Below are 19,943 nucleotides of genomic sequence, written 5' to 3' on the forward strand. Positions count from 1 at the left end.
GTCGTCGTCCGCGTCAGATCATCCCGTGGGCTGATCCGCCGACGTACCTCCCGGGCCTAGCGTGAGCGGTACACCGGCACCAGGGAGGGCACGAATGCTCGGAGTCAACGGACTGACCAGACGATTCGGCGACAACCTCGCCGTCGACGGCGTGACCTTCGAGGTCCCCGCCGGGGCGATGACCGGCTTCGTCGGCGGCAACGGCGCCGGCAAGACCACCACGATGCGCATGATCATGGGCGTCCTCCAGCCCACCGCCGGAACGGTGACGTGGGCGGGTCGCGAGGTCACGGTCGCCGACCGGCGCACGTTCGGCTACATGCCGGAGGAGCGGGGGCTGTACCCGAAGCAGCCGATCCTCGACCAGCTCGTCTACCTCGGCCGGCTACAGGGCCGCAGCGCGGCGGGCGCCAAGCAGACCGCGCTCGACCTCCTCGACCGGTTCGGCTTGGGCGAGCGCACGAGCGACAAGCTCGAGTCGCTCTCACTCGGCAATCAACAGCGCGTCCAGATCGCCGCCGCCGTCATCGGGGAACCCGGGTTCCTCGTCCTCGACGAGCCGTTCTCCGGACTGGACCCGGCGGCGGTGGACTCCATGGTCGACCTCCTGCGCGAGCACACCACCCGGGGCGTGCCCGTCCTGTTCTCCTCCCACCAACTCGATCTCGTCGAACGGCTCTGCGACCAGCTCGTCGTCCTGGCCCGCGGGCGGGTCGTGTCGACCGGTACCGTGTCCGAACTACGCAGCCGGGGCCGGGTGCTGCACCGCCTCGTCGTGGGCGGGGACGCCGGCTGGGTCCGTGCACTGCCCGGCGTGCACGTCGTGGACGTCGACGGCCCGACCGCACTGCTCGAACTCGAAGGCCCGGGGAGCACGGACCTCGTCCTGCGTGAGGCGATGGCCCGCGGCAGCGTCAGCGAGCTCGCCCGGGTCGTCCCCAGCCTGTCCGACATCTACCGCGAGGTGACCTCATGACCGCCACCCCTGTCACCCGACGCCCGTCGTCGGCCGACCACGACGACGCCGCCACCGCGCCCCGCTCCACGGACGCCGCATGGCGGATCGTCGCCGGGCGCGAGATCATGGTCAAACTCCGCGACCGGAACTTCATAATCTCCACCCTCACGACCATCGCGATCTTCGTCGTCGCGTTCGGCGTGTCGTTCCTGCTGGGCGGGGACGACGGGGAGAAGCGGATCGCTGTCGTCTCGGGCGACGCGGTGACGATCGTCGAGCAGACGAACGTGCGGGCCGACGCCGCCGACGGCGAGGACACCGGCTCGTCGCCGACCGCGGGTGCACCCACCGTGCGACTCGGGATCGAGCAGGTGGCGGATCCGGCGGCGGCCGAGCAGGCGGTACGCGACGGCGACGTCGACGCCGCCCTCCTCGGCGAGCCGGGGGCGTGGACGCTCGTCGGCTCCGACGGCGTCGACCCGGACGTCGCCGCCGCGGTCAGCGCGACGGTGGCGACCGAGGCGCTCGAGCGCAACGCCACGGCCGCCGGGACCACCGTCACCGATCTCACCGCGGGCTCGGTCGTCGAGGAGCGTCTCCTCGAAGCCGACGGGGCGGACGACGAGGGCGTCCAGGTGATCGCCGGGTTCGTGTTCGTCTTCCTCTTCTACATGGCGGCGATCCTCTTCGGCTACGCCATCGCCAACAGCGTCGTGGAGGAGAAGCAGTCGCGGATCGTCGAGATCCTCGCCGCCGCCATCCCGCTGCGGCAGCTGCTCGTCGGCAAGGTCGTCGGCGCCACGGCCCTCGCCCTGGGGCAGATGGTGATCTTCGTGGCCATCGGCCTGATCGGCCTGAGCTTCACCGACTACGCCACCCTGCTGCCGTCGGTCGCCGGCGCGGCGGTCTGGTACCTGGTGCTCTTCGTCATCGGCTTTGTCGCGCTGGCGTGCCTGTTCGCCGTCGCCGGCGCGATGGCCACCCGCGCCGAGGACGTCCAGACCACGACCTCACCCCTGCTCACGGTCATCATGATCGTGTTCTTCGGAGGCCTCTTCCTCCAGGACACGTGGCAGGTCATCGGCTCCTACGTGCCCATCATGTCGACGGTGACGATGCCGATCCGCCTGGTCGCCGGCACGGCGTCGTGGTGGGAGCCGGCCGTTGCCACCGTGATCACGCTCGTCACCGCCGCGGTGATCATCCGGATCGCCGAGCGGGTCTACCGCCGGTCGATCATGCAGACCGGCCGCAAGCTCACGTACCGCGAGGCACTGTCCCTGACGGAGTGACCTCGCTGTCGACCAGCCGGTAGCCCTGGCCGCGGACGGTCTCGATGGCGTGGGCACCGAACGGGGCGTCGATCTTGCGGCGCAGGTAGCCGACGTAGACCTCGACGATGTTGTCGTCCCCGTCGTAGGCGGAGTCCCACACGGCCCGCATGATCTGCGCCTTGGACACCACCTGGTTACGGTTGCGGACGAGGTACTCGAGCACCGCGTACTCCCTGGCGGTCACGCTGATCCGGGTGTCGCCCCGGCGGACCTCCCGGGCGGCGGGGTCCACGACGAGGTCACCGGCCTCGAAGGTGGCGGGGCGTTCGGGTGCGCCGCGGCGCACGAGGGCCCGGAGCCTCGCCTCGAGGACGACGAACGAGAACGGCTTGACCAGGTAGTCGTCGGCCCCGAGGTCGAACGCGTCGGCCTCGTCGTACTCGCCGTCCTTCGCGGTGAGCATGAGCACCGGGGTCCAGATGCCCCGCTGCCGCATCTCGCGGACCACCTCGTACCCGCTGCGGCGCGGCATCATGATGTCCAGCACGACGACGTCGAAGTCGTCGCCGCAGGCCATCTCGAGACCGGCTTCGCCGTCGGGGGCGGTCTCCACGGACCACCCGCCCGCGGCCAGGCCGCGGCGCAGGCTCTCGCGCAGCGCCGGCTCGTCGTCGACCACCAGGACCCGCATCGGCTCGCCGCCCTATCCCTGCGGGTCGATCTCCTGGTCCATCCGCTCGGCGGGGACCAGCGAATCCGCGTGCCGGCGGACGATCTTGGCGGGCACTCCCGCCACGGTGGTGTGGGGCGGGACCTCGTGCAGGACGACCGAACCGGCGGCGACCTTCGAGCAGTCGCCGACGCGGACGTTGCCGAGCACGATCGAGCCCGCCGAGAGCAGGACGCCGGACCCGATCTTGGGATGCCGGTCGCCGTCCTCGTTCCCCGTGCCGCCGAGGGTGACGCCCTGGAGGATCGAGACGCCGTCGCCGATCACGCAGGTCTCCCCCACGACGATGCCGGTGGCGTGGTCGACGAGGATGCCCGAGCCCACCCGCGCGGCCGGGTGGATGTCCATCGCGAAGACCTCGGAGATGCGGCTCTGCAGGAACGACGCGGCCATCACGCGACCGGAGTTCCACATCTCGTGGGCGACGCGGTGCACCTGGAGCCCGAGGAAACCCTTGGCGAAGAGATAGGGCACCAGATAGTTGGGGTAGGCCGGGTTCCTCTCGTAGCTCACCACGAGGTCCGCGGCCACGGCGTCGAGGACGTGGGGGTGCTCGACCAGCACCGCCCGGATCTCCTTCTCCAGGACGTGGCGGCCGATCTCGGGCGTCGCGATCCGGGACGCGGCGAGCCGCGCCAGGGATTCACCGAGGTCGTCGCACCCGTCGATGAGATCCAGGACCAGACCCGCGATCAGCGGTTCGTTCCGGCTCGAGGTCGCGTCGAGCGACAAGCGGTTCCAGACGGCGCGGACGGAGGAGTCGGCCTCCGCCTGCGGGACGCACGGGTTCTCGATGCTCAGCTCGATGGTCACCTGATACAGGGTAGGCGTGTGCGGCGACGCCGGGCGAGTCACGGCCGAATCGCCCGTGCCGAGCCACGCCTCGACGACCCTCGCCGGGCCCGGCAGGATGGGGACATGATCCTCATCAACGTGCGCTTTGACGTCAAACCCGAGTTCGCCGACTCCTGGCTCGAGATCACCCGCGAGTTCACCGAGGCCACCCGCGCCGAGGCGGGCAACCTGTGGTTCGACTGGTACCGCTCGCCGGAGTCCCCGAACACCTACCTGTTGTGCGAGGCGTTCCGCGAGGGCGACGCGCCGGCCCTGCATGTGCAGTCGGACCACTTCCAGCAGTTCACGGGGTCAGCCGCCCGGTACCTCGAGCGAACGCCGCGCATCATCAACACCCCGGCGGAGGGCGATCAGTGGGGCACGATGGGCGAGATCACCGTCGAGTGACCGTCGCCGGATAGCAGTGCGCCCCGGTGTCGCCGGCCGCGGGATCGCGGACGCGGACGACGCCGGGGCGTGCCGAAGCGTCGCCGGTCGGTCAGATCGAGCTGCCCAGCGCCGACTGCGCGAGCGCGAGCGGGTCGATCGGCCACCACTGGCCGTAGTCCAGCGCGTAGACGCGGTTGAGGTCGGACACCACACCGCCGACGGTGACCTGCTGCGCCACGGGCAGCTGGTGGATCGTCGCGGCCGGGTTGAGCCGCCCACCGGAACCCCAGTCGTGCTGCCAGAAGTACTGCCCGAGGCCGATCTGCCGGCACCAGTCGATCGTCGGCGCGTTGGCGTACACGCCGAGCTTCATGCCCGAGCCGTGCAGGTGGGCGCGCCAGCGCTCGAGGTACGGGCGGATCTGGTTGTCGAACTGCCAGCGGGTGGGGTTGTCGTCGATCGCCACGTACATCGGCACGCCCGACGGCCCGCCGGCCTCCCGGTGGATGCGGATGCCGATGGGCGCGTGGTGATCGCCGGCGCCGGCGCCGCCCTTCCAGTCCGCGGTCTCGGCGCGACCGTACTGGTAGCAGGAGACCATGTTCAGTCCGTGGGCACGAAAGTCGTCGACCTCGCGGCGCAGGAGCGGCTTGCCGGACATCCACTCGGCGCCGGGGCGGCGGTTAGAGCAGTAGCGCACGGCACCCATGTGGCCGGCCGCGCGGACCGACGCCGCCGACGGCGGGCCGGAGGCGTAGTCGAGCAGCGTGCCGACCGGGACCCCGGCTCCCGCGCCCGGCAGGGCACCGATCTCGGCGGGGATGGAGGACTGAGCGCCCACCGCGGGGGTCAGGCCCGCGGCGATGGCGCCGGCCCCGGCCGCGCTGAGGCCTGCGCGACGGAGGAAGGATCGGCGGTCGAACGTCATGGAGGTACTCCGGGATCTCGAACGGTGAGGGAGGCGTGTGGCCTGTGGGACTCACGCACCCCGACGAGTGTGTCACAAAGAGATCGCGGACGATATCCCCGCGTTACCACAGGAGAGCACCACCGCAGGGCAGGCGCGGCTGGTTGACTGATCTTCATGACACGATCCCGCAGATGGTCCGCCGTCGACATCCCCGACCAGACCGGGCGGACGTTCGTGGTGACCGGCGCCAACGGGGGCATCGGGCTGGCCACCACGGCCGCGCTCACGGCGCGGGGGGCCCGGGTCGTGATGGCCTGCCGGAACCTGGAGAAGGCGGAAGCGGCACGCGCGACCCTGCCCGAGGCCTCGCGCGAGCGGGCGGAGGTGCGTCGACTCGACATGGCCGATCTGGACTCCGTCGACGCGTTCGTCGCCGCCATGCGGGCGGAGGCCGCGGCGAGCGACGCGGCGCGGTCCGGTGCCGGCCGGGTCGACGTCCTCATCAACAACGCCGGCGTGATGAACATCCCGCACGCCCGCACGGCGCAGGGCCACGAGATGCAGTTCGGGGTCAACGTCCTCGGCCACCACGCGCTCACCCTGGGTCTCGAGCCGATCCTGACGGACCGCGTGGTGTGGCTGGGCTCGCTCGCGCATCTGATGGGGCGGGTCGACACCGACGACCTCGGCATGGACGTCCGCGGCTACCGGCCGATGGCCGCGTACGCGAACTCCAAGCTGGCGTGCATCATGCTGGCCTACGAGTGGCAGCGGCACTTCGAGCGGGCCGGCGGCGGCCTCCGCTCGGTCCCCGCGCATCCCGGCTACACCGCGACCGAACTCATCCGGCAGAGCGGCAACCCCGTCGCCGACCGGTTCTTCGCACTCGGCAACTCCCTCACCTGGGCGGGCCTGTCACCGGAGACGGGCGCGCTGTCCGTGCTCTACGCCGCGACGGTGCCCGACGTGCCGGGCGGGGCGTTCGTCGGACCGGACCGCCTCGGTGGTCTGCGGGGGCACCCGCACCTCACCCGGTCGAGCCGCCGTTCGCACGACCGTGCCACCGCCGCCGCGTTGTGGCGGCGGTGCACGGAGGCCGCGGCGTTCCGCTAGGAGCGACCCGTCAGGCCAGCCCGGCGGCGGCCAGCCCGTCGCGCAGCTTGGCCTGATGCTCGGGCGGCCCCTGGAGCAGCGGCATGCGCAGGCGGTCCGAGCCGATGAGACCGGCCATCTTCAGCGCGGCCTTGACCTGGATGGCGCCCTGCGAGGTGTGCATGATGGCGTCCACGGCCGGGATGAGGCGCGTGTGGATCTCGCGGGCCCGCGGCAGGTCGCCCGCGTCCACGGCGTCGATCATCGCCCGGTAGTCGTCGCCGGCGACGTGGCCGACCACCGAGACGATCCCCGTGGCGCCGAGGGCCAGGAACGCCAGGTTGAGCACGTCGTCACCCGAGTACCAGAGCAGGTCGGTCTCGGCCATGAGGCGGCTGGCCTCGAACAGGTCCCCCTTGGCGTCCTTGACCGCCCGCACGTGGGGGATCTCCGCGAGCCGACGGATGGTGTCGGTGGCCAGCGCGGTGCCGGTGCGCCCCGGGATGTCGTACGCCATCACCGGCCGGTCGGCGGCCTCGGCGATCATCCGGAAGTGCTCGACGATCCCGTGCTGTGTGGGCTTGTTGTAGTACGGGGTCACCACGAGCAGGCTGTCCGCACCCCTCGCCACCATCTCGCGGGCCGCTCGCATGGAGTGCTCGGTGTCGTTGGTGCCGCATCCGGCCATGACCTGCACGCGGTCGCCGACGGCCTCGACGACCGCGGCGACGCTGTCGTAGTCCTCGTCGTCCGTAGTGGTGGCCGACTCGCCGGTCGTGCCGTTGACCAGCAGACCGTCGTGGCCGTGGTCGGCGAGATGGACCGCGAGTCGCTGCAGCGCGTCGAAGTCGATCGAGCCGTCGTCGTGCATGGGGGTCACCATCGCGGTGATGACCCGACCGAAGGGATTGTCCGACATGGGCACCAGACTAAGGCACACCTGTGACGCCGCGAGAGCCCGACGGGCCGTGGCGGACACGGCTAGGCTCGACACCACAGACCGAGGCACCACACAGCACGACCCACCGACGACACCCGGAGGCGACCGTGACCGACTCGACCCGATCCGAGAACGACGCCCGCGTGCCCGACGAGTCGCCGGAGGAGCTCGGCAACACCGTCGACGGCTCCGGCGCCGGTGACGGGAGCACCACCCGCGGTACCGGCGAGGAGGGCCGCGCCCCGGCGTCCCGGCCCCCGACCGCCGGGAACACCGGGCAGGCCGTCGCCGACGAGGCCACCGGCGCGTCCGGTGAGAGCTCCGCCGACAGGGCCGAGCAGGCGAAGGTCTACCGGACCCCCGAGCAGCCGGACCACGCCGTCGGCGGCTCCGACGGCACGGCCGACGGTCAGTAGCCCGGTCGCCCGGTGACCGTCGCACTCCTCCTCACGCTGGCGCTGGTCCTGTTCATCGCAGCGAACGCGCTGTTCGTCGGGGTCGAGTTCGGATTCCTCACCGTCAACCGGGACGACGTCCGCGCCGCCGGCTCGGAGGGCGATCGCGTCGCCGCGGCCCTGGACTCCTCGCTCTCGAAGACCTCGACGAACCTGTCGGGGGCCCAGCTCGGCATCACGGTCTCCAGCCTCGTGGCGGGATACCTCACGGGCCCCTCCGTCGGGGAACTGCTCACCGGCGCGTTGGGCCTGTCCGGAATGTCGGAGGCCGCGGCCCGCGGTATCGCGATGACGGCGGCCTTCGTCGTCGTCACCTTCCTCCAGATGGTCTTCGGCGAACTCGTCCCCAAGAACTGGGCCATCGCCGCACCCATGCAGGTGGCGCGACTGGTCGTGCGCCCGCAGCGCACCTTCATGACCGTGTTCGGCTGGCTGGTCACCGCCCTCAACGCCTCGGCCAACCAGGTGCTGCGCCTGCTCGGGTTCACCCCGACGGAGGAACCGGGGGACGCCCGCTCCCCCGAGGAACTGCGCGCGTCGGCGGCGCGGTCCGGACGCGAGGGCGTGATGGACCCCCACACCGCCGAACTCGTGACCCGGTCGATCTCGTTCGGCGAGCACCGGGCGGCCGACGCGATGGTGCCCAGGCCGCTGGTGACGTTCCTGCGCGACCACACCGCGCAGGACCTGCTCGACACCGTCGCCGCGACCGGCCGGTCCCGCTTCCCCGTCCTCGGCGAGACCGTCGACGAGGTGGTGGGCGTCGTCCACTACCGCCAGGCACTGGCCGTCGATCCCGATACGCGGGACCGCACCCCGGTGCGCGACATCGCCGCCGAGCCGACCGTGGTCTCGGAGATGATGACCCTCGATCCCCTGATGCGGCTCCTGCGGCAGACCGACCTGCAGATGGCGGTGGTCGTCGACGAGTTCGGCGGCACCGCGGGGATCGTCACGCTCGAGGACCTGGTGGAGGAGATCGTCGGCGAGATCGACGACGAGCAGGACCGTGCGTCCCGCACGCACGAGCGGATCGACGACGACACGGTCCTGGTCGGCGGAATGATGCGGCCCGACGAACTGGGCGCGATCCTGCGGCTGGAGATCCCGCCGGCGGGCGCCGCGTCGACCCTGTCCGGGGTGCTGACCGAATCGGCGGACCGCCTGCCCGAGGTCGGCGACGAGGTCGAGCTGGAGGCCCACGACCACGAGAACCGCGACCGCGACGACCTCCCGACCCGGGCTCGCGTGCGGCTGCGGGTCGAGACGGTGAGCGACTACCGGGCCGAGCGGGTCCGGGCCACTGTCCTGCGCGGCGAGCGGGAGGAGTCCGATGACTGACGGCGTCGCGATCCTGATCCTGGCCGCCCTCCTGCTGGGCAACGGCTTCTTCGTTGCTGCCGAGTTCGCGATGGTCTCCGCGCGCCGCGACCACCTCGAGCCCCGCGCGGCGCGGGGCAGCGTCCGCGCCCGGTGGTCGCTGCGCGGCATGGAGAACGTCTCGCTCTCGCTGGCCGCCACGCAGCTCGGGATCACCGCGTGTTCCCTCCTCATCGGCGCTGTCGGCGAGCCCGCCATCGCGCACCTCATCGAGAGGCCGCTGGAGTGGCTGGGGGTGTCGACCGGGTTCGCGCACCCCATCGCGCTGGTGATCGCCCTGCTCATCGTCACGTTCCTGCACATGGTGCTCGGCGAGATGGTGCCCAAGAACATGGCGATCGCACGGCCCGCCGCCGCCGCGCTGCTGTTGGGTCCGGTCCTGCGGGTGTTCGTCCTGGTGTTCCTGCCCGCCATCTGGCTGATGAACAAGACCGCCGACCTCGTCGTGCGCCACGTCCTACGCGTCGAGCCGAAGTCCGAGGTGGACACCACGGTCACGGTGGACCAGATGCGCGGGATGGTCGCGGCGGCCGGCGAATCGGGCCTGCTGGACGAGGACGAGACCACCCTCCTCGCGGGCGCGCTGGGGTTCGATCACATCACCGCGGCGGATGTGCTCCGACCGCTCGATGAGGTCGACGCGGTGGACGCGGACCTCACGACCGGCGAGATACAACAGCTGTGCGTCCGCACCGGGCATTCTCGGTTCCCCGTGCTCCGCGACGGCCGGTACGTGGGGTAAGTCCACGTCAAGGACGTCCTGGCCGACGACCCGTCCCGCCCGTTGCGCCCCGAGCGGATCCGCCGGCTCGGCTCGGTGTCGCCCGACACGCCACTGGACGACGTGCTGGCCACCATGCAGCGGGCCCGGGCCCACCTGGGGGTCGTCGACCGCGATGACGCCGCGGACGACACCTCCGCAGCCGGCCCGTCGGGTCTCGTGGTTCTGGAGGACGTGCTCGCCCGACTCGTCGGCGAGGTCCGTGATGCCACCCCGGAGGCCGAAACGGGCGCACCTCAGGGGTCGACCGGCGCCTAGCGGACCTTGTCCGGGTTCGTGTCGAGTACGCGGCCGAGCGTGTTGTCCACGAGGAGCTGCGTCACCCCGGCGTAGGTGGCCACACTCACTCGAACCGTGGCGATCAGCGCGTTCTGCAACATCCTCTACCCTCCGTCGATAAATGTGACTCCTGTCACGGTACCTGCGAGCATGGTCGCCCGCGGGTACTTCCACCCAGAAACCTGGACGCCCGTTCTGATGTGCGACTCCGAACGCTAACCATCCCCCTACTCGGATGCCACCGGATCCCGCCCGTCAGCCGGCGGGGTAGCGCCGAACGGTCGAATCCGATCACGTTTGCGCCGGTCGCGACCCCGTCGGCCCTGCGCTTGTGACCACTCGGCGCAGATCGGGGCGACCCCCGGCCCGGGGGTGCGGGCGACCCCGGTGCGGGTGCGGGCGACCCCGGTGCGGGCGACCCCCGGCCCCGGTGCGGGTGCGGGCGACCCCGATGCGGCGCGGGCCATCCCCGGCGCGGCGCGGCCACCCCGCCGCTATAGTTGATGCGTCACCGGAGCCGGCGGCGCTCGCACAGGGCCCGCCATGTCCCGAGGAGGTCACCGTGCCCGCGCTCGTCCCCGGCGTCGAGATCCACCGCTCCCGTGCGCGGTCCCGCGACCGGGGCGGCTGGCTGGACTCGCAGCACTCGTTCTCCTTCGGCCGCTACCAGGACCCGATGAACACGCACTTCGGGCGACTGCTGGTCAACAACGACGACCACATCGCGCCCGGCACCGGCTTCGACACCCACGGGCACCGCGACATGGAGATCGTCACGTGGGTCCTGTCCGGCTCGCTGGTCCACCAGGACTCAGAGGGCCACAGCGGCGTCATCTACCCGGGGCTCGCCCAGCGGATGAGCGCGGGCTCGGGGATCCTGCACTCCGAACGCAACGACGGCTGGCGCGACGGCTCGCTCCGTGCCGACACCCCCGCCGAACCGGTCCACCTCGTCCAGATGTGGGTCGTGCCGGACACGACCGGTGAGCAACCCGGCTACGAACAAATGGAGATCGATCCGCGCGAGCTCGAGAACCACCTCGTCGTCGTCGCCGGGGGCCTACCCACCCACGAGGACCGCGCCGCCATCCGGATCCGCAACCGCACGTCCGCGCTCCACGCCGCCCGGCTCACACCCGGACGCACCGTCGAGCTCCCCGACGCGCCCTTCCTCCACCTCTACGTCCCACTCGGGTCGGTCACCCTGGAAGGCGAGGGCGCCCTGGACACCGGCGACGCCGCGCGCCTCACCGCCACGGGCGGGCGACGCGTCACCGCCGGCGCGCAGGGCGCCGAGATCCTCGTCTGGGAGATGCACGCGGGCATGACCATGCTCGACGTGCGCGGACACTAGCCCTCCCCGCTGGCCGAGCCCTTCCCGCTGGCCTAGCCCTCCTCGGTGGCGGCCGACGGCGCCCCGTCATCCTGCTCGGAGTCCGGGATGTGATGCAGCGGGTGGACAGGTTCGGGCGACGGCGAGTGCTCGTTCCGCTCGAGCGCCTCCGGCGAGTACGCACGGCGCCACTGGCGGGTCACCGTGGGCGGCCGCTCGCCGAGATCGTTGCTGATACCCCGCACGAGGCTGTACATCATCACGAAGCCCACCACGAAGAACGGCAGACCGACGACCGTGATGACCTCCTGAAGGGCGGTCAGACCGCCCTCGCCGGTACCCGCCAGGATCGTGGCACCGACCGCGCCCATGAGCACGCCCCAGATCACGCGCTGATGGGTGGGCGAGACCTGGACGTCGTCGTCCTTCCCGGACGCGATCATGTCCACGACCATCGCCGCGGAATCCACGGACGTGGTGAAGAAGATGACGACGAGGACGACCGCGAGACCGGACAGGAACGTCGCGAGCGGGTAGTTCGACAGGAACGCGAAGAGCGCACCCGGGATGTCACCCTCGTCGACCACCGCCTCGGTCAGCCCGCCCGAGCCGAACAACTCGACATGGAACGAGGCCATACCGAAGATCCCGAACCACAGGACCGAGAAGCCCACCGGCAGGCCGAGGACGCCGAAGACGAACTGACGGATGGTGCGGCCGCGGCTGATCCGGGCGATGAAGATGCCCACGAACGGCGACCACGTAATGGTCCACGCCCAGTAGAAGACGGTCCACGTGTTCTGCCACGATTCCAGGTCGTCACTGGCGGGGAAGACGTTGTTCCACAGGGCCAGCTCCGGCAGCGTGGCGAGATAGACGCCCAGCGACTCGACCGTGCCCTTGAGCAGGAACAGGGTCGGGCCCGTGACGAGGATGAACAGCAGCAGGGCGATCGCCATGGCGATGTTGAGGTTGGACAGCCGCTTGATGCCCTTCTCCAGCCCCAGGGCCACGGAGATGCAGGCCACGGACGTGACGACCGCGATGATGAGCACCTGGACGACCGGCGACATCGCGATGCCGAAGAGTTCCGCCAGGCCCGCGTTGATCTGCAGGGTACCGAGGCCGACCGAGGTGGCCACGCCGAAGACGGTACCCACGAGCGCCACGACGTCGATTGTCTTGCCGATGGGACCGAAGACCTTGTCCCCGAGGATCGGGGCGAAGATCGAGCTGACGCGCGGCGGCATCTTGCGCTTGTAGATGAAGTAGGCGAACGCGAGGGCCGGCAGGGCGAAGATCGTCCACGTGTGCAGACCGAAGTGGTACAGCGTGAACGCCATCGCCTCCTGCGCGGCGTCCGTGCTGCCCGGTTCCACGTTCCCCCGCGGCGGCGTGGCGAAATGAGAGATGGGCTCCGCGACGCCCCAGAACATGAGGATCGTGCCGATGCCCGCGGCGAAGAGCATGCCGAACCACGCCGCGGTGGAGTGCTCCGGGTCCTCGTCGTCGCCGCCGAGCCGCACGTGCCCGAACCGACTGAGCGCGATCCAAAAGAGAAAGCCCAGGAAGGCGGTGACGCCGAAGATGTAGAACCACCCGAGGTTGGTCATGATCCAACCCGACGCGGTGCCGAAGACCTCGCCCACCCACTCGCCGGCGAAGAAAGTGATGACGACGAAGGCGAGGATCACCCCGACAGTCGAGAAGAACACCCCCGGATCGGTCTTGAGCCTCAGTGCTCGCAGTATCCGTTCGGACATGATCTCTCCCGTCGTCTCGGCCCCCTCAGAGCACCGCTGCCGGATCGAGTAGCTCAGTCAGAGTTCATAGGTCAGTACGCGAAGTTGTGTACCACGAAAACTTTGCCGTTGCCGGAGTAGGCGATGCCCATGCCCGCCGAGCGGTAGCCCGGGTCGAGGAGATTCTCGTTGTGGCCGGGCGAGTTCTTCCACAGGTCGACCAGGCAGATCGCCCCACAATGGGTGCCCGCGGCGACAATGTTCTCCCCGTGACCCCGGTTGATCAATGCTGTGTTGTGAATCACCTCATCCCGGGCGGCGAGGCGATCCGCCCACGCCTGGGCCTCGCGGTCAAGGTCGGCGTTGGGCGCAAGGGCTCCGCGGCCGTGGGCGATGCGGTAGGCGTCGATCTCGCGAATGATCCCCTCGCGCAACCCCCCGGTGACCCCGAAGGCGGCGACATCCCCGTACGCCATCTCGCTGGAACCGACCGCCGCCCACGCCTCCGGCGGCAGGGCGGCGCGCACCTGCGAGACGATCCCCTCCACCTGCGGCGCGAGGTGCGCCGGGATCAGGTGCTGGGAGATGAAGGAAGGCAGGGTCTGGGCGGAAGCCGTGGCCGCCCCGCCGCCCACGAGGGTGGCGGCGGTGACGGCGATCGTCGCGAGTGACGCGGTGAGCCTTGTGCGCATGATGGTGATAATGCCGTTTCGGTGCGCCTGACGCGAACCGTTTGATCGATCAGGTAACGAACCGGACTCGGCACCGCGTTACCGCTGTGACCAGCGATTATCAGTGTTGCTTGTGTGGCGAGAGTGGTTACTCCGTCCGGACGGGCGGCCAACTTCGGCGGCCGCGCCGAGTGGGTCCCGGGAGCGGCTAGTCGAGCCTCTCGCGGACCAGCTGGAGGAACTCGGCCCCGTAGTCGAGATGCTTCTGCAGATCGCGGTAGCGCGCCTCCGCCTCGCCGTGAATCTCCTCGACGGTCGCCCGCGCCGCGCGCCTCTCCTCCGACCCCGACCCCCCCGCCTGCGGGCGCCGGCCCGCGGCGAGCACGTCCGTGGCCTGCAGGAACTGCTTCATGCGCTCCAGGGAGAAGCCGAGGGGCTTCATCCGACGCACCAGCAGGAGCCGTTCGACGTCGTCATCGGTGTAGAGCCGGAACCCGCCCGCGGTGTGACCGGAGGGGACGACCAGGCCGAGCTCGTCGTAGTGACGCAGAGTCCGGATCGACAGACCGGTGGCCTCGGCGACCTCGCCGATCTTCCGCACCGCGTCCTCCGACATGATCCTCCTTGTGGGCTTGCTCACAGCGGTCGCCGGAGATTCGCCGCATCATCAAACCTACCGTTACGGTAGCTTCAGAATCTCCCGCTACGGGAGAGTGTGTCATGCCCCTGCTCGGTGAGGACAATCCCCATGTCGGCTCCCGCCACCACTCCTGGGGCGCCCTCCCCGGCGCCTGCCGGCGACGATGACGGTCTGGCGCCGGTCGGCGTCCTGGCCTCGTTCCGGTACGCCTTCTCGTCCGTGCGGCGGTTGCGGACCGAGGTCCTGGCCGGCCTGGTCGTCGCCCTCGCACTGATCCCCGAGGCGATCTCCTTCTCGATCCTCGCCGGCGTCGATCCTCGCGTCGGGCTGTTCGCCTCGTTCACCATGGCCGTGACGATCGCCTTCACCGGCGGGCGCCCCGCGATGATCTCGGCGGCGACCGGCGCGATCGCCCTCGTCGTGGCCCCGGTCGCCCGCGACCACGGGATGGACTACCTCGTGGCCACCGTGCTCCTCGCCGGGTTCATCCAGGTGGTACTCAGCCTGATCGGGGTGGGCAAGCTCATGCGCTTCATCCCTCGCAGCGTGATGATCGGTTTCGTCAACGCGCTCGCGATCCTGATCTTCGCCGCCCAGATCCCCCATCTGCTGGGCGTTCCGTGGCTTGTCTACCCGATGGTCGCGGCCGGTATCGCGATCATGGTGTTCTTCCCGCGGTTGACCACCGCGGTGCCGGCCCCGCTGATCGCCATCATCGCGATCACCGCCGTCGTCCTGCTCTTCGGATGGTCGATGCCGAACGTCGGGGACCAGGGCGAGCTTCCCTCATCCCTGCCCGCGCTGTTCTTCCCCGACATCCCGTGGACACTCGAGACGCTACAGATCATCGCCCCCTACGCCCTGGCCACCGCCCTCGTCGGCCTCATGGAATCCCTCATGACGGCCAAGCTGGTCGACGACATCACCGAGGTGCGCACCGACAAGACCCGAGAGGGCTGGGGCCAGGGCGTCGCGAATCTCGTCACCGGGTTCTTCGGCGGCATGGGCGGCTGCGCGATGATCGGCCAGACGATGATCAACGTCAAGCAGTCCGGCGCCCGCACCCGGCTGTCGACACTCCTGGCAGGCGTCTTCCTGCTCATCCTCGTGGTGGCGCTGGGCGACATCGTCGGGCTCATCCCCATGGCCGCCCTCGTCGCCGTGATGATCATGGTGTCGGTGGCCACCCTGGACTGGCATTCGATCCACCCGCGCACCCTGCGCCTGATGCCGCTGAGCGAGACGGTCGTCATGGTCGTCACCGTGGTCGCCACGGTAATCACCGAGAACCTCGCCATCGGCGTCGTTCTCGGTGTCCTCACCGCGATGGTGATGTTCGCCCGGCGCGTGGCCCACATGACGACCCTCGAAAAGATCTCCGAGCGCGACGTCGACGACGACGGCACCATCGACGTCCGCACATACCGGGTGCGCGGCGAGCTGTTCTGGGCGTCCAGCAACGACCTCGTGTACCAGTTCGACTACTCGGGCGACCCCCGGCACGTCGTGATCGACCTGACCGAGGCCGACATCTGGGACGCCTCCACCGTCGCGACCCTGGACGCGATCACCCACAAGTACGCGGCCAAGGGCAAGACCGTGGAGATCATCGGGCTGGACGGCTCCAGTCGGCAGCGACTGGAGAGGCTGTCCGGCAATCTCGGCGAAGGGCACTGAGGGACAGCGCCGGGCGCCGGGCCCCTCAGCCGATCGGCGCCGGCGCCTGGAACTCGGCCTCGAACTTCTCGTAGGAGAACGTGCCGAGCGCGCGGGCCCGGTCCAGTCCCAGCTCGCGGACGGCCTCGACGAACCGGGCCACGTCGCCGCCGGCGTCGTCGGCTCCGGGCGCGATCGTCACGCGGGCCCCGCTGAGCGGCCGCATCCGCCCGCCGGTCGCCGTGGCCTGGGCCCGGACGAGGACGGGCGCACCGTCGAGGACCTGCACGCAGTTCATGGCGAGCGACTGACGGCCGGGGATCGGCAGGCCCACGCGCGTGTCGAGCCGGAGGTCGACGCCTCCCGCTCCGGCCGAGCCCACGGCGCCCAGACGCGCGTCGTCGAGGGCGCCTCCGGCCGTGCCGACCATGTCGCCCTTCCACTTGGGGAAGCCCCACAGCTCGTTGCCCGCCGCCAGGGTGAAGTCCTGGTCGACCGGCAGCTCGTGGATGTGCACCAGCGTCCCCGCGCCGGGCACGGTGAGCTGGAACGCCAGGCCGATCTCGTGATAAGCGCCCAGGACGTTGCCCGGCACGTCGTGGTAGCGGACATGGATCATGATCGCCGGGGTGCGCCCGCCGGGCAGCGAGACGGGCTCGGCGCCCGCGGCCTCGATCACGGCGGACTGCCGCCCGCCGGCGATGAGCCTGCGCACGACGGCGGACCGCGCGAGGAAGGCCGCGCCCGAGACCGAGGCGGACACGACGGGAACCGGGAAGGTGATCTCGCGTCCGGCGACGACGCGCGATGTGGGAGAGGTCATGGGCCGACGGTAGCGGTCCCCGCGCCCGGAATCAGCCCCCTTGCGACCTCAGCCCGTCGGCCCGGTCGTGTCCTGCCCCGGCTGTGCCACGACGTTCTTGACCGAGCGTCCCTTGTACTGCGGGCGCAGGAGGTTGGCCGGGGACAGGATGTCGTCGAGTTCCTCCGCGGACAGCAGGCCCATCTCCAGTACGACCTCGCGCACCCCGCGGCCGGAGCGAGCGCACTCGCGCCCCACGATGTCGCCGTTGTGGTGGCCGATGATGGGGTTGAGGTAGGTGACGATCCCGATCGAGTTCATCACGTTGGCTCGGCAGATCTCGGCGTTGGCGGTGATCCCGCGGACGCACTTCTCGGTGAGCGTCTCCATGGCCTTGGTGAGCAGGGAGATGGACTCGAACATCGCCTGGGCGATCACCGGCTCCATGACGTTGAGCTGGAGCTGCCCGGCCTCGGCTGCCATGGTGACGGTCATGTCGTTGCCGATCACCTTGAAGCACACCTGGTTGACGACCTCGGGGATCACGGGGTTGACCTTGGCTGGCATGATCGACGACCCCGCCTGCAGTTCGGGCAGGTTGATCTCGTTGAGGCCGGCGCGCGGCCCGGAGGACAGCAGCCGCAGGTCGTTGCAGATCTTCGACAGCTTGACCGCGGTCCGCTTGAGGGCGGCGTGGACGTTGACGTAGTCGCCGGTATCGCTCGTCGCCTCGATGAGGTTCATCGCGCCGGTGACCGGGAGGCCGGTGACGGCGCGCAGGTGGTTGATGACCGCGCGGCGGTAGTCGGGCGGGGTGTTGACGCCGGTGCCGATCGCGGTGGCGCCGAGGTTGACGTCGAGCAGCATGCGGGCGGCGGAGCCGAGCACGTGGAGTTCCTCGTCGAGGTTCACGGCGAAGCCGCCGAACTCCTGGCCCAGGGACATGGGCACGGCGTCCTGGAGCTGGGTGCGGCCCATCTTGAGGACCTCGCGGAATTCCTCGGACTTGTCGTAGCAGGCCTCCCGCAGCGCGACGAGCGCCGGTTCGAGCCGCTCGAGCGCGTGCCACAGGGCGATGCGGAACCCGGTGGGATAGGCATCGTTGGTGGACTGGGACCTGTTGACGTCGTCGTTGGGGCTGATGATGTCGTAGGAGCCCTTGGGATGCCCGAGCCGTTCGAGCGCGAGGTTGGCCACCACCTCGTTGGTGTTCATGTTGACCGAGGTGCCGGCGCCGCCCTGGTAGACGCAGGAGGGGAACTGGTCCATGCAGCGTCCGTCCACCAGGATCTCGTCGCACGCCCCGACGATCGCGTCCGCCACCGTCTGGTCAAGGACGCCCATCTCCAGGTTGGCCAGGGCGGCGGCCTTCTTCACCATGACCATGCCACGCACGAAGTCGGGGACGTCGCTGATGGTGGTGGGTGCAATGGGAAAGTTCTCGACAGCCCGGACCGTGTGGATGCCGTAGTACGCGTCCGCCGGGACCTCCTTGGTGCCGAGCAGGTCTTCTTCCACACGGGTTCGGGTCATTCGTCCTCCGCCTCTCGGGTCGACTCCGGCCCACCTTAATCGTGGGGCACCGGGCCTCGTCGCGATCCGCGGGCGGGGACACCGCGGGATTGCCTAGTCTGGGGGGTATGTCGCGCACGACGACCACCCGTGGCGCCCGGGCCCTGTCCTCGGCGCGGGACGTGTTTCGCCGCCTGCATCCGTCGGACGGACTGCTCGGCAGCATCGTCGACCGGCAGGAGGTGCCGCTGCCCCGCGGGACGTGGGCGATCTTCGGGGTGGCGTTCGTGGGGTTCGCGACGCCGGTGATCGGCTTCGTCGAGCTCGCCGAGCGCATCCGCAGCGGTGCCAAGCTGCCCTTCGACCAGCCGGTGATGATGTGGCTGCAGCGCAGGCACTCGCCCCGCAACACGCGGATCGCCCGGGCGGTGACCGAGCTCGGCGGTGTCACGGCGGTGCCGTTGTTCGCATTGGCGACGTCGGCCTACCTGGTGTCGGTGCGGGGCAGCCGCCGCCCGGCCGCGTTGCTCACGGTGTCGCTGGTGGGGTCGACGATCATCAACTCGGTGCTCAAGGCGCTGTACCGCCGCGACCGGCCGACGTTCTTCACGCACATCGTGCAGGAGAAGAGCTTCTCGTTCCCCAGCGGTCACGCCATGGCCAGCGCCGCGCTGGCGGCGTGCACGTGCGTCCTGGCGTGGCCGACGCGGTGGCGGGTCGCGGTGATCGCCGGGTCGGCGGTGTACGTGCCGACCATCGGCGGCACCCGGATGTATCTGGGGGTGCACTTCCCCAGCGACATCCTGGCGGGCTGGTGTGTGAGTCTGGCGTGGGTGGGTGAGGTGGCGACCATCATGTGGCTGATGGACCGCCTCGATCACGCGCCGACGCCGATGATCCGCCGGAGGGAGACGGTATGACGACGACGAGGCGCGCTCGGATAGAGCTGAGCCACGGCGACATCACACGCATGGACGTGGACGCGGTGGTCAACGCGGCCAACAGTTCACTTCTCGGGGGCGGCGGGGTGGACGGGGCCATCCACCGCGCGGGCGGGCCGACCATCCTGGCGGAGTGTCGCGAGCTGAGGTCCGGCCGGTTGCCCGACGGATTGCCGACCGGCCGGGCCGTCGCGACCGGCGCCGGTGATCTGCCCGCGCGCTGGGTGATCCACACGGTCGGCCCGATCCACGGCCGCGATCCGGACGGTGCCCGGCTGCTCGCCGACTGCTACCGGAACTCGCTGGCGGTGGCCGACGAGCTCGGCGCACGAACGGTGGCGTTCCCACTGATCTCCGCGGGGGCCTACGGCTGGCCGCGCGAGGACGCGATCCGCACCGCGCTGGCCACGCTGGCCGCCACCGACACCGGGGTCGGGACCGCGACCCTGGTGCTGTTCGACGCGGCGACCCTGCGCCTGGCCGAGGAATGCCGCGCCGACATCCTCGGCGACTGAACTCTCCCCGCCGCGCCCGCCCGATCCGGCCACCTCCAGCCAGCTCCAGTCACCGCCAGCCGGAATCCGCTACTCTCCCTCCGGGTTCGCTACCCCTGTAGCAGTAGC

The 19,943-nt window shown here is 70.3% G+C and carries 22 protein-coding genes; 12 read left to right on the forward strand and 10 right to left on the reverse strand.

Annotation, left to right across the window (positions count from 1 at the left end; all coding sequences use genetic code 11):
- Nucleotides 1–94 precede the first annotated feature (94 nt).
- Nucleotides 95–976: an ABC transporter ATP-binding protein gene (locus tag VYL96_RS15060; protein ID WP_131885135.1), complete on the forward strand. Its 882-nt coding sequence runs from the start codon at nt 95–97 to the stop codon at nt 974–976.
- Nucleotides 973–2,250 (forward strand): ABC transporter permease, encoded by a 1,278-nt coding sequence (locus VYL96_RS15065; protein WP_131885136.1) that lies wholly within the window; start codon nt 973–975, stop codon nt 2,248–2,250. Before VYL96_RS15060 ends, VYL96_RS15065 begins: the two co-directional genes overlap by 4 nt.
- Here the strand turns inward: VYL96_RS15065 and VYL96_RS15070 are convergent.
- Complete coding sequence (locus VYL96_RS15070; RefSeq protein ID WP_131885137.1) at nt 2,216–2,923, reverse strand: response regulator transcription factor; 708 nt, start codon at nt 2,921–2,923, stop codon at nt 2,216–2,218. The two genes, VYL96_RS15065 and VYL96_RS15070, sit on opposite strands and share 35 nt — an antisense overlap.
- A 12-nt stretch (nt 2,924–2,935) precedes the next feature.
- Nucleotides 2,936–3,775, reverse strand: a complete 840-nt coding sequence (gene epsC, locus VYL96_RS15075; RefSeq protein WP_131885138.1) for a serine O-acetyltransferase EpsC — start codon at nt 3,773–3,775, stop codon at nt 2,936–2,938.
- 105 nt (nt 3,776–3,880) lie between these two features.
- Between epsC and VYL96_RS15080 the strand changes: the two genes are divergently transcribed.
- The gene (locus VYL96_RS15080; RefSeq protein WP_061229258.1) at nt 3,881–4,204 is read left to right on the forward strand and encodes a putative quinol monooxygenase; all 324 of its coding nucleotides are present in this window, start codon (nt 3,881–3,883) and stop codon (nt 4,202–4,204) included.
- Between the two features lie 91 nt (nt 4,205–4,295).
- Here VYL96_RS15080 and VYL96_RS15085 read toward each other — a convergent pair whose 3' ends face one another.
- Nucleotides 4,296–5,114 carry a DUF1906 domain-containing protein gene (locus tag VYL96_RS15085; RefSeq protein WP_061229259.1) on the reverse strand — a complete coding sequence of 273 codons (819 nt, stop codon included), beginning with the start codon at nt 5,112–5,114 and terminating at the stop codon, nt 4,296–4,298.
- A gap of 156 nt (nt 5,115–5,270) precedes the next feature.
- On the opposite strand from VYL96_RS15085, the gene VYL96_RS15090 reads away from it, so the two are divergent.
- The gene (locus VYL96_RS15090) at nt 5,271–6,209 is read left to right on the forward strand and encodes an SDR family NAD(P)-dependent oxidoreductase (RefSeq protein WP_131885139.1); all 939 of its coding nucleotides are present in this window, start codon (nt 5,271–5,273) and stop codon (nt 6,207–6,209) included.
- A 10-nt stretch (nt 6,210–6,219) separates the two neighbouring features.
- Here the strand turns inward: VYL96_RS15090 and dapA are convergent, their stop codons facing one another.
- Complete coding sequence (gene dapA, locus VYL96_RS15095; protein ID WP_061229261.1) at nt 6,220–7,107, reverse strand: 4-hydroxy-tetrahydrodipicolinate synthase; 888 nt, start codon at nt 7,105–7,107, stop codon at nt 6,220–6,222.
- Between the two features lie 128 nt (nt 7,108–7,235).
- Between dapA and VYL96_RS15100 the strand changes: the two genes are divergently transcribed.
- From VYL96_RS15100 to VYL96_RS15115, 4 genes are all read left to right on the forward strand, one after another.
- Nucleotides 7,236–7,544: a hypothetical protein gene (locus VYL96_RS15100; protein WP_131885140.1), complete on the forward strand. Its 309-nt coding sequence runs from the start codon at nt 7,236–7,238 to the stop codon at nt 7,542–7,544.
- A 12-nt stretch (nt 7,545–7,556) separates the two neighbouring features.
- Complete coding sequence (locus VYL96_RS15105; RefSeq protein ID WP_131885141.1) at nt 7,557–8,924, forward strand: hemolysin family protein; 1,368 nt, start codon at nt 7,557–7,559, stop codon at nt 8,922–8,924.
- Nucleotides 8,917–9,705, forward strand: coding sequence for a CNNM domain-containing protein (locus VYL96_RS15110; protein WP_243699595.1), 789 nt, complete (start codon nt 8,917–8,919; stop codon nt 9,703–9,705). The genes VYL96_RS15105 and VYL96_RS15110 overlap by 8 nt, the downstream gene beginning before the upstream one ends.
- Nucleotides 9,706–9,780: 75 nt before the next feature.
- On the forward strand, nt 9,781–10,002 hold the full coding sequence (locus VYL96_RS15115; RefSeq protein WP_232303028.1) for a hypothetical protein: 222 nt from the start codon (nt 9,781–9,783) through the stop codon (nt 10,000–10,002).
- Here VYL96_RS15115 and VYL96_RS15120 read toward each other — a convergent pair.
- On the reverse strand, nt 9,999–10,124 hold the full coding sequence (locus VYL96_RS15120; protein WP_256386791.1) for a hypothetical protein: 126 nt from the start codon (nt 10,122–10,124) through the stop codon (nt 9,999–10,001). The two genes, VYL96_RS15115 and VYL96_RS15120, sit on opposite strands and share 4 nt — an antisense overlap.
- A gap of 461 nt (nt 10,125–10,585) precedes the next feature.
- Here VYL96_RS15120 and VYL96_RS15125 point away from each other — a divergent pair, with 461 nt between their 5' ends.
- Nucleotides 10,586–11,377 carry a pirin family protein gene (locus VYL96_RS15125; RefSeq protein ID WP_061229264.1) on the forward strand — a complete coding sequence of 264 codons (792 nt, stop codon included), beginning with the start codon at nt 10,586–10,588 and terminating at the stop codon, nt 11,375–11,377.
- Nucleotides 11,378–11,409: 32 nt separating this feature from the next.
- Here the strand turns inward: VYL96_RS15125 and VYL96_RS15130 are convergent, their stop codons facing one another.
- The 3 genes from VYL96_RS15130 to VYL96_RS15140 form a co-directional block, all read right to left on the reverse strand.
- Nucleotides 11,410–13,119, reverse strand: a complete 1,710-nt coding sequence (locus tag VYL96_RS15130; protein ID WP_131885142.1) for a BCCT family transporter — start codon at nt 13,117–13,119, stop codon at nt 11,410–11,412.
- A gap of 71 nt (nt 13,120–13,190) precedes the next feature.
- Nucleotides 13,191–13,790 (reverse strand): CAP domain-containing protein, encoded by a 600-nt coding sequence (locus VYL96_RS15135; RefSeq protein ID WP_131885143.1) that lies wholly within the window; start codon nt 13,788–13,790, stop codon nt 13,191–13,193.
- Nucleotides 13,791–13,977: 187 nt separating this feature from the next.
- Nucleotides 13,978–14,385 carry a MerR family transcriptional regulator gene (locus VYL96_RS15140; protein ID WP_061229267.1) on the reverse strand — a complete coding sequence of 136 codons (408 nt, stop codon included), beginning with the start codon at nt 14,383–14,385 and terminating at the stop codon, nt 13,978–13,980.
- A 132-nt stretch (nt 14,386–14,517) separates the two neighbouring features.
- Here VYL96_RS15140 and VYL96_RS15145 point away from each other — a divergent pair, with 132 nt between their 5' ends.
- A complete protein-coding gene (locus VYL96_RS15145) occupies nt 14,518–16,086 on the forward strand; it encodes a SulP family inorganic anion transporter (protein WP_061229268.1) in 1,569 nt (522 codons plus the stop codon).
- A 25-nt stretch (nt 16,087–16,111) separates the two neighbouring features.
- Here the strand turns inward: VYL96_RS15145 and VYL96_RS15150 are convergent, their stop codons facing one another.
- Together VYL96_RS15150 and aspA are read right to left on the reverse strand one after the other, a co-directional pair.
- Nucleotides 16,112–16,888, reverse strand: a complete 777-nt coding sequence (locus VYL96_RS15150) for an acetoacetate decarboxylase family protein (protein ID WP_061229269.1) — start codon at nt 16,886–16,888, stop codon at nt 16,112–16,114.
- A 48-nt stretch (nt 16,889–16,936) separates the two neighbouring features.
- Nucleotides 16,937–18,400, reverse strand: coding sequence for an aspartate ammonia-lyase (gene aspA, locus VYL96_RS15155; protein ID WP_061229270.1), 1,464 nt, complete (start codon nt 18,398–18,400; stop codon nt 16,937–16,939).
- Nucleotides 18,401–18,507: 107 nt separating this feature from the next.
- Here aspA and VYL96_RS15160 point away from each other — a divergent pair, with 107 nt between their 5' ends.
- Nucleotides 18,508–19,299: a phosphatase PAP2 family protein gene (locus VYL96_RS15160; protein WP_061229271.1), complete on the forward strand. Its 792-nt coding sequence runs from the start codon at nt 18,508–18,510 to the stop codon at nt 19,297–19,299.
- Nucleotides 19,296–19,835 carry an O-acetyl-ADP-ribose deacetylase gene (locus tag VYL96_RS15165; RefSeq protein ID WP_061229272.1) on the forward strand — a complete coding sequence of 180 codons (540 nt, stop codon included), beginning with the start codon at nt 19,296–19,298 and terminating at the stop codon, nt 19,833–19,835. Before VYL96_RS15160 ends, VYL96_RS15165 begins: the two co-directional genes overlap by 4 nt.
- The last annotated feature ends 108 nt before the right edge of the window (nt 19,836–19,943 follow it).

The organism is Dietzia maris, from assembly GCF_036287335.1.
GTDB classification, from domain to species: Bacteria; Actinomycetota; Actinomycetes; order Mycobacteriales; family Mycobacteriaceae; genus Dietzia; species Dietzia cinnamea.

Excerpts from the sequence above, each read along its gene's own strand:
- VYL96_RS15065 (WP_131885136.1), top strand. The coding sequence starts at position 973 with ATGACCGCCACCCCTGTCACCCGACGCCCGTCGTCGGCCGACCACGAC.
- aspA (WP_061229270.1), bottom strand. The coding sequence starts at position 18,400 with ATGACCCGAACCCGTGTGGAAGAAGACCTGCTCGGCACCAAGGAGGTC.
- VYL96_RS15150 (WP_061229269.1), bottom strand. The coding sequence starts at position 16,888 with ATGACCTCTCCCACATCGCGCGTCGTCGCCGGACGCGAGATCACCTTC.
- VYL96_RS15130 (WP_131885142.1), bottom strand. The coding sequence starts at position 13,119 with ATGTCCGAACGGATACTGCGAGCACTGAGGCTCAAGACCGATCCGGGG.
- VYL96_RS15145 (WP_061229268.1), top strand. The coding sequence starts at position 14,518 with ATGTCGGCTCCCGCCACCACTCCTGGGGCGCCCTCCCCGGCGCCTGCC.
- VYL96_RS15110 (WP_243699595.1), top strand. The coding sequence starts at position 8,917 with ATGACTGACGGCGTCGCGATCCTGATCCTGGCCGCCCTCCTGCTGGGC.
- VYL96_RS15060 (WP_131885135.1), top strand. The coding sequence starts at position 95 with ATGCTCGGAGTCAACGGACTGACCAGACGATTCGGCGACAACCTCGCC.
- VYL96_RS15090 (WP_131885139.1), top strand. The coding sequence starts at position 5,271 with ATGACACGATCCCGCAGATGGTCCGCCGTCGACATCCCCGACCAGACC.
- VYL96_RS15160 (WP_061229271.1), top strand. The coding sequence starts at position 18,508 with ATGTCGCGCACGACGACCACCCGTGGCGCCCGGGCCCTGTCCTCGGCG.
- VYL96_RS15120 (WP_256386791.1), bottom strand. The coding sequence starts at position 10,124 with ATGTTGCAGAACGCGCTGATCGCCACGGTTCGAGTGAGTGTGGCCACC.
- VYL96_RS15165 (WP_061229272.1), top strand. The coding sequence starts at position 19,296 with ATGACGACGACGAGGCGCGCTCGGATAGAGCTGAGCCACGGCGACATC.
- VYL96_RS15085 (WP_061229259.1), bottom strand. The coding sequence starts at position 5,114 with ATGACGTTCGACCGCCGATCCTTCCTCCGTCGCGCAGGCCTCAGCGCG.
- VYL96_RS15070 (WP_131885137.1), bottom strand. The coding sequence starts at position 2,923 with ATGCGGGTCCTGGTGGTCGACGACGAGCCGGCGCTGCGCGAGAGCCTG.
- dapA (WP_061229261.1), bottom strand. The coding sequence starts at position 7,107 with ATGTCGGACAATCCCTTCGGTCGGGTCATCACCGCGATGGTGACCCCC.
- VYL96_RS15080 (WP_061229258.1), top strand. The coding sequence starts at position 3,881 with ATGATCCTCATCAACGTGCGCTTTGACGTCAAACCCGAGTTCGCCGAC.
- VYL96_RS15135 (WP_131885143.1), bottom strand. The coding sequence starts at position 13,790 with ATGCGCACAAGGCTCACCGCGTCACTCGCGACGATCGCCGTCACCGCC.
- VYL96_RS15140 (WP_061229267.1), bottom strand. The coding sequence starts at position 14,385 with ATGTCGGAGGACGCGGTGCGGAAGATCGGCGAGGTCGCCGAGGCCACC.